An 8126-nucleotide genomic window follows, 5' to 3' on the forward strand; every position below is an offset into this window, starting at 1 on the left:
CATTCCAAGCAAAGATCTCTAAGACGCTATTTCTGCAGGCATTTTTGTCAACATATATGTTGACAAAAATAAAATCTGTCGACTAATCTTGGGCGGTCAAAGCGCTCCTCTGATGTGCGCCCTCCATTGAGCAAGAGGTCTTTCCGTCATGAAATGTATGCCGCTGGTGGCTGTCTTCCTACTTAGCGCTTGGAATGCTGCGCAAGGGGCAGAAACTCAGAACTCCTGGTCTTTGACTACCGGCGATACTACAGTAGTCGTGGCGATCCAGGACGACACGCCGACAATCGTAAAAGTGGGCTCAAAGAAAGATGCTCAGAACTGGTTGTTGACACCCGTTCCCGAGACGCTGCCCTCATCGATTACACAACAGGGGAATACAAAAGAAGCGAAATGGCAGTACGTTGGGGGTGACTTCGACGCAAAGAGCGGCCAGCTGGTGTTGCGATTTTCCGATCAAGCTTTGGCTATGGATCTGCAGTCTATCTGGCAAGCGCGTCCGGGACACGGACCAGTCGAACACTGGCTTACGATTACAAATCATTCCCAGGCAACGATCACAATCGGCCATCAGGATAGCTTGGTACTCCGCCATCTCATCATTCCCGATAAAGAATCAATGGATGCATGGTGGATCAAGCGCGGTGGCGGCAACGCTACCGACGAAGGAGGCACATTCACTCGCAGCGTCGGGAAGAATTCCGACGAAACTCTCGTCAGCGATCCCACAGATGGGGCCAGTCCTGTTCCGTGGTTAGCGCTTCAGATAGGAACTTCGCGGGGACTGTATGTAGGCTGGGAATTCTCAGGGATTGGCAGAATCCGTTTTCATAGCGATGCCAGGCAGGGAAGCACAGACAAAACTCCTGGCGAGTTAGGCGTTGATGTCGGCAATCTGTCTTCGTTCAAGACAGATATTGAAGCAGGTGAGACATTTCTGGTTCCACCCGCTTTCGTTGGCTGCTACACGGGAGATATCGACGACGGAAGCTACACACTGCACCGCTTCGTACTCGAGAAACTGGTGCCGAAGTTTCCTGACGGATATGCGCATCCCACGTTAGCCTATAACCTCTATCTGGATGGTGGAGGCGCAAATGCCGATGAGAAGATCGTCCTTCGGAGCGCCGCTCTGGCCAAGGAACTTGGATTTGAGACGTTCGTAGTTGATGCCATGTGGTTTCCCCAATCGGGCGATTGGAGATGGGATCCAAAACGTTTCCCTCACGGATCAAAGCCCATCGAAGAATATGTCCATACCCACGATATGAAGCTTGGGCTTTGGATGGCATACACTCATGGATCCAATTCCGATGATCCTAGTGCAATAAGCATTAGCAGGCATCCGGATTGGTTCGCTTCCCCTCCGAAGCTCGATCCGGAAGGGCACATTAACTGGAACGCATTGATCGATCTCGGATACGATCCAGCGCGCGACTGGGTGGAGAAATCGACCCAGCGGGTCACTGCTGAATATAAGCTGGACTATTTCAAGACAGACTACACGCCGATTGTTACCAATTGCCAGCAGACCAATCATCGGCATCACTATGGGGTGGATGTGAGCTACTGGTCTACTCTTGGCTATTATGCCGTGCAGGAAGCGTTGATGCAGAAGTTTCCTGATCTGATCCTTGAAGGATGTTCAGGATCCGGACACATTAAAGATTTTGGAGATATCCGCCGCGTTCATATGATCGCGATCAATGACACACTGTCATCTCTGCCGAACCGTCAAGCCATCTATGACTCGACATTCGCCTTTCCTCCGGCAGTTTTAATGGATTACACGTATGAGAATTTTTACGACATCGTGTCGGACGCGCCAGAACCTTATCTATGGCGTTCGTCCATGATGAACCAATGGCAGATTGACCCAACGAATAGCGCAGGCTGGACATCGGAACAGCGTGCCAAGGTCAAGAGATCGACAGACATTTATAAATCTTGGATCAGGCCTATCCTGCAGGATGTCGAGGTTCACCACATCATGCCGCGACCAGACGGATACCACTGGGACGGACTGTTCTACTGGAGTCCCAGTCTTAAACGCGGCACTCTTTACATCTTTAAGCCAAATAGTGACACGACGGCACAAAGAATTTCGTTGAAAGGCCTTTCGCCCACTAGCAAGTACAAGGTTACGACTGAAGACCATTCAACTGCGGATGCAACCTACTCGGGAGCCGAGCTAATGAGCAATGGGATTCAGATTCGTCTGCCAGACAAGTACACCAGCGATCTGGTTTACTTCGAAGAAGTTCACTGATTTTGTGTTGTCGGCGATCAGATGAATTCTCTGCCGAAAAAGAAGTCGTGGCACATCCCAATGTTTGAAAGCGACCGAGGATGACCACTAAGAAGGATTGTAACGAAATGAAGTTGGGAACATCTCGCCTCCTATACCTTACTGCCTGCTTGACCGTACTTCCGGTAACGCTCGCTAATGGGCAGGCATCAACTGCTCCGGTGGAGAATGCAGTCATTCGCACTGAGATGAACCCTGGTGTGCGCTTTACCTCAGGTCTCATGGTTTGCGATGAAGAGCTCTACCAAGGGCGATGGGTCAATCGCTATTGGACCTCAACAGGGCAGATCAAGCCCGACTTTCACCTCGAGGGCCAGAGCCAGCAGCGATCGGGCCTGCAAGGCGATTCGTTTCAACTTGGAATTGAAGGGCAAAATCTCGCGGGCAGCTGGAAGTGGATCCGCGCGGAACAAAAGCATCAGACGAACCCAGACGGTGAATTGGTGACGATTGAGCTCCAAAGCACTGTACGTCCCATCACGGTGAAACTGAATACGCTGATGCATGGAGAGTCGGTGATGGTGCGCTGGCTCGACATAACGAATACCGGTACAAAACCCACTGCCATAACGTCGGTATCGCCTTGGTCGGGAATGCTTTGGGAAACTGCGGGTTACAAAGAGCGGGTTGGCAATGAAGCTCCCTTCGAAATCGCCACGGCGAAATACGAAGAATGGGGTCATGAAGGAGCCTGGGAATTTCATCCGGTTGAAAGCGGGACGGTAGCGGTTTCTGGAACACGGGGCAAGTCCGGGTGGGGACATCCAACTTTTTTCGCGCACAATCAGGCTACTGGTGAATGGTTTGTAGCGTCGCTGGCATGGAGCGGTAACTGGACGATGCATGTTACCGGAGCTCAAGGAAAGAGAGCGGACGAGGATGCCGCCGACGCTGCACGACTCTTCTTCGATCTTGGTCCTTCCGCCGCGGACCCGGTATTGCGCGTTCTTGAGCCCGGCGAAACGGTTCGTAGTCCCGAAACACATTTGTTGCTCGTGCATGGAGACCTGGATCAGGTGATTCAGACCTTGCACTCTCATGTGCGGCGCTTTGTCCTGCCTGCGCCGGTACCCGGGCGGCGATCCCTTGTGGAAGCAAACCACCGCGGCTATATCGTCGATCACGAGTCGGAAGCCGGACTGAAACGTGAAGTCGATATCGCAGCTTCCATCGGCGCGGACACCTTCGTCATAGATGCGGGATGGTATGGCCCAGAACCCAACAACTGGGCGAAAAATGTTGGCGACTGGCACGCGGGAGCATGGCTGCCAAACGACGTGAATCCCGTGCGCAACTATGCAAAAGAGAAGGGAATGCTATTTGGTCTGTGGGTTGAGATCGAGAGCGTTGGATCCGCAGCAAACTTGCGGAAAGAGCATCCCGACTGGATTCTTACAAGGAATGGAATGCCTGTCGCCAACGGGAGACAGCTGGATTTTGCCAATCCTGAAGTCGCGGCGTGGGCAGAATCGGAAATCTCAAGAATTATCACGAAGTATGATCTCGATCTCTTCCGCATCGACTACAACAACTCTGTAGAAGAGGGCGGAAACAGGATCAAAGATGGCTTCCTCGAGAATACGCAATGGCGTCATGTAGAAGCCTTGTATGCCATCTTCGATCACTTGCACAAGAAGTTTCCCAATGTGATCTTCCAGAATTGCGCTGGTGGCGGTGGGCGTTTGGACTATGGCATCATGCAACGCTTTCAAAATACAGAGTTATCTGACTGGCTGCGAGCACCACGAGGTCTGAAGATTTTGAATGGAATGACGTGGCTGCTGCCTCCAGAAATATTGTTGCGTACCTTCGGCACTGAGAGCGGTGGTTTGGAGGAAGATGGAGACCTGAACCTGCAACTCGATACCGTAATGATGTCTCGCCCAATTTTTCGCGGCATCAGTCCCACCCTGCCGGAACTTGACCCTCTTCTTGGGGCCAGAATTCGAGAGGGCGTCGATCTTTACAAGCAACTGGTGTTGCCGATCATGGCCAATGGCCTGGTCTACCACCACACGCCTGTTCTGCCGATGATGGATCCTTCGCCCTGGGTTGTGCTGGAATACGGATCGCCAGATAAACGAAAGGACGTGACAGGTGTCTTTCGCACTTCTCAATTTGGAGACTCTACCTACAAATTTATGCCTAGGGGCATCGACTTCTCCAAGAGCTATACCATCCACTTCCAAAATTCCGGGCAAGCGGTGGAGATGACGGGCGCCCAGCTCTTACAGAACGGAATTCCAGTTCGTCTTGAGGACAACCTGACTTCAGAATTGATTCTGATGGAACAAAAGTGACAGAAGTTCCTGGTACGGTTTGAGCAGCAGAAAATGTTCATATCAGCTTCCAGCGTGTTCTGCCTTGGTTCTCTATCCTGGTAGCCAGCCCGCGTTGCTCGAGATGCGTCAGGTGGCCGTGCAGAGGATACATTAGAAGCCATCGATTATGTTCCGGCCATGTCCCCAGGGCTGGACCGCATTCATCCATGCACTGCTGCAGAGTCGCTCCGTCTTCGCGATGGGATTCCAGCGTCTTCTTCACCAGGGACGAGGCTTTCGTGACAAAATTGCGGCACTCGTCCAGGAAATCAGAAACCTGAGATGCGTGAAATGTAGGCCAATGACCTGAGTAAATCCAATCAACATGTAAATCTTCGATGGCCTGTACGGTGGCGAGATAAGGGCCCACCACATAGTACGCTGGCGGCAGCGACGGAGCTCCCGATGCATTGGGACAAAATCCGCCGTGAAGAGCATCTCCAACAAAGACTGCTCGGTTCACAGAATCGTAGAGGGCGAGATGTCCATCGCTGTGTCCCGGTACATGGAGAGCGCGAAGGCTGCGCTACCCGTCGACTGATATGAGTTCGCCGCCCGCGAAGGTCAAGTCAATGCGCCTTGGCTTGCCTACCATTTTCCGCACCCAGGTGCTCGCCTCAGGGTTTGTCCCCAGGCCGACGCCGTGCTGGTTGATCCATTGATCGTAACGCGACGCAAAAAGAAGGTCTGGGTTCTCGATCAAAGCGCGGTCGGAATCACCACACGCGAGAAGTATTTTATCCGCCATTTGTTTCAGGGAATCATTTCCGCCGTGGTGGTCGGCATCGGCATGCGTATTAATTGCCATCGAGATTTGCAAAGGGGACATTCCAAGGCGTTTTAGAAAGGGAAAGATGATGTTCTCAGGAGTATCTGAAGCGCCTGTATCGAGCAAGACAGTATTGTCTCCTACGAAAAGGTACTGGTATAGATTTCGATCAGTAACTGCCGAGGCGATTTGATGGATATGAGGAAAAATTTCCATAATCCCAATTGGTACTCCAGCTTTTTGAACTCAGTCAACAGTTTCGTTGACAATTCGAGATTGCGCGATAAATCATAAAGGGCAACGCTACGGAGACACCGCGAGACCGAGCTCTTGTTCGAATATTCAGCTATCGGAAAGGCAGACATGACTCAACCTTTAAGACTGCAAGGCAAGCGAGCACTCGTTACCGGATCTGATACGGGCATCGGGCACGAGATAGGATTGGAGTTTGCCAGGCAAGGAGCGGACGTCGTGTTCCATTATGTAAACGACGAAGCTTCTGTGCAAGAGGCCATAGAAGAGGCGCGTTCATTGGGTCGGAAATCAACCGCATTTCGTGCAGATTTCAATTCTCTTGATGATGCGATTGCCCTTGCGGATCAATCCATTGAATTTCTCGGTGGTCTGAACTGCCTGGTTAACAACGCGGGAGTAACCTTCAATCGTCCGTTTCTGAAAGTCACTCCGCAGCAATTTGAAGCAATGTTCCACATCAATTTCAGGGCACAGTACTTCATCACTCAGAAGGTTGTTGACGATCTGCTTCGACGCGGTGAGAAAGGAGCAATTTGTAATCTCTCTTCCATCCATGCACTGCAAGGAGTTCCCGAACATTCGGTCTACGCAGGAACAAAAGGCGCAATTGTTTCTTATACACGGTCGTTGGCTGTCGAACTGGCGCATACAGGGATTCGCGTGAACGCAATTGCGCCGGGATGGATTACAGTAGAAAACTATTTCAAGGCAATACCCGGATTTACCGAGGAGGCAGGTAATGAGACCGCCCGCAACGCTATTCCAATCTCACGCTGCGGCAGGCCCTCCGATATCGCGCGTTTAGCCGCATTTCTATGCTCAGAGGACGCTGAGTATATTGTTGGACAAACGATCGTCTCAGATGGTGGAACGACGGCGTTGATGTCGTTGGTCTCTGATTTTCGGAAGGAATCAGCCAATCGGTTTGGTGCAGACTATCTGCCGGGTTGAAGAATGGCAGACAGCACAATCAGATAACTGGTACTTCACTTTGTTATATTCGTCTGGGTTTGCAGCCTTCGAGACCGTAGAACACGATGTAGAGATAACATACCGCAGGGACAAGAAAGGAGTAATGAATACCGACTCGATCTGCCAGAGTACCCTGCAAAACAGGAATCACGGCCGCTCCGACTGCCGCTGACATCATCACTCCGGATGCCTTGCCGGTAAGATTTCCCATGCCCTTAATGCCGAGGGTAAACAGGCTCGGAAACATGATGGAATTAAAGCTGCCAACCAGCAAAATTGACCACATCGCCAGATGGCCTGCGGTCGCCATCGAAGTGGCCACCAAGCATGCGGCCACGACTGCATTGAATCCCACGAGGACACCTGTATCGATACGCCTCAGCAACGCGGACCCGACAAATCTTCCTATCATCGAACCGCCCCAGTAAATCGATACGTAAGCAGCCGCAGACCGCGGAGACATACCTCCTATCTCAGGGCGGCTTATGTAATTCACCAGGAAGCTACCGATCGTAATTTCAGCCCCGCAATATAAAAACATAGCTACGATGCCCAGCGTGAGATGACGACGACCCCAAAGGCGAAGTACCGGAACCGACGGATGATCGGGTGAAGATGAATTTCTAACGCTTGGCAGTTTCTGACTGGCGACCAGAAGGCCAAGAAGAAAAAGCGTAACCGCAATACCCAGATACGGCAGCTTCACATAAGACGCCTGTTCCACACGATAAGCATGCAGCGTAGCATCGCGCAGATGCTGGACTGCGTTTAATGGACGAGCGGCTCTCAATATTAAGGCGCCGCCGATACTGGGAGCGATCGTCGATCCGAGTGAGTTAAACGCTTGGGTAAGATTGAGTCGACTGGAAGCAGTCCGGGACGATCCGAGCGTGGAGATGTATGGATTACCTGAGACCTGGAGCGCAGTGACGCCTCCTGCCAATACCACCAATGCGGCGGCAAAGAGCGGAAATGACGGCACAGTGGCAGCCGGGAGGAAAAGCAATGCGCCGCAGCCCATGATGAATAAGCCAACCACGATGGTCTTTTTGTACCCGATGAAATCAACGAGTTTCCCTGACGGAAACGAAAAGAGGAGAAAGGATGAAAAAAAGCTGAACTGTACCATCATGACCTCTGCATAATTGAGGTCGAAGATCGACTTGAGATGAGGTATCAAGATGTCATTGAGCGTAGCCAGAAATCCACACATGAAGAATAACAACGTCATTAACGCCATTGCTCTTTGGCTGCTATAAGCAGGTTCGTTGGGCAAGCATTGTTCAGCGTCGGGCATGGAAAGTACCATCGAAGTTTGAAGGGTAGACGATCAACGTTAATGTCGACAAAAATGTTAGCATGCTCGGGGTCGCATGAACCTCTCACAAGACGGAGCAAAACCGATACGGTTGATGCAGGAATAAAACGATTTCATGTGCCGCTGCTATCTTTATTGTCTTGAGCCTGTGTCGCAGGCTGCTGTGGCTCACACAAGAGTTTT

Annotated in this window: 4 protein-coding genes and 1 pseudogene; 3 read left to right on the forward strand and 2 right to left on the reverse strand. The window is 51.5% G+C overall.

The features are described from left to right. Positions 1-148 precede the first annotated feature (148 nt). Both GSQ86_RS20515 and GSQ86_RS20520 read left to right on the forward strand, forming a co-directional pair. Positions 149-2269 carry an alpha-galactosidase gene (locus GSQ86_RS20515; RefSeq protein WP_158752033.1) on the forward strand — a complete coding sequence of 707 codons (2121 nt, stop codon included), beginning with the start codon at positions 149-151 and terminating at the stop codon, positions 2267-2269. Positions 2270-2376: 107 nt separating this feature from the next. Then, entirely contained in the window at positions 2377-4608 is a 2232-nt protein-coding gene (locus GSQ86_RS20520) for an alpha-galactosidase (protein WP_158752034.1), read from the forward strand. A 37-nt stretch (positions 4609-4645) separates the two neighbouring features. Here GSQ86_RS20520 and GSQ86_RS23610 read toward each other — a convergent pair. Further along, positions 4646-5614, reverse strand: a pseudogene (locus GSQ86_RS23610) (MBL fold metallo-hydrolase). Positions 5615-5761: 147 nt separating this feature from the next. On the opposite strand from GSQ86_RS23610, the gene GSQ86_RS20535 reads away from it, so the two are divergent. Continuing rightward, positions 5762-6604, forward strand: coding sequence for an SDR family NAD(P)-dependent oxidoreductase (locus tag GSQ86_RS20535; protein WP_158752036.1), 843 nt, complete (start codon positions 5762-5764; stop codon positions 6602-6604). A gap of 43 nt (positions 6605-6647) precedes the next feature. On the opposite strand, the gene GSQ86_RS20540 is transcribed toward GSQ86_RS20535, so the two are convergent. Next, a complete protein-coding gene (locus GSQ86_RS20540; RefSeq protein ID WP_254062517.1) occupies positions 6648-7856 on the reverse strand; it encodes a sugar MFS transporter in 1209 nt (402 codons plus the stop codon). Positions 7857-8126 lie beyond the last annotated feature (270 nt).

Origin of the sequence: Acidobacterium sp. S8 (genome assembly GCF_009765985.1) — a bacterium.
Taxonomy (GTDB): Bacteria; Acidobacteriota; Terriglobia; order Terriglobales; family Acidobacteriaceae; genus Alloacidobacterium.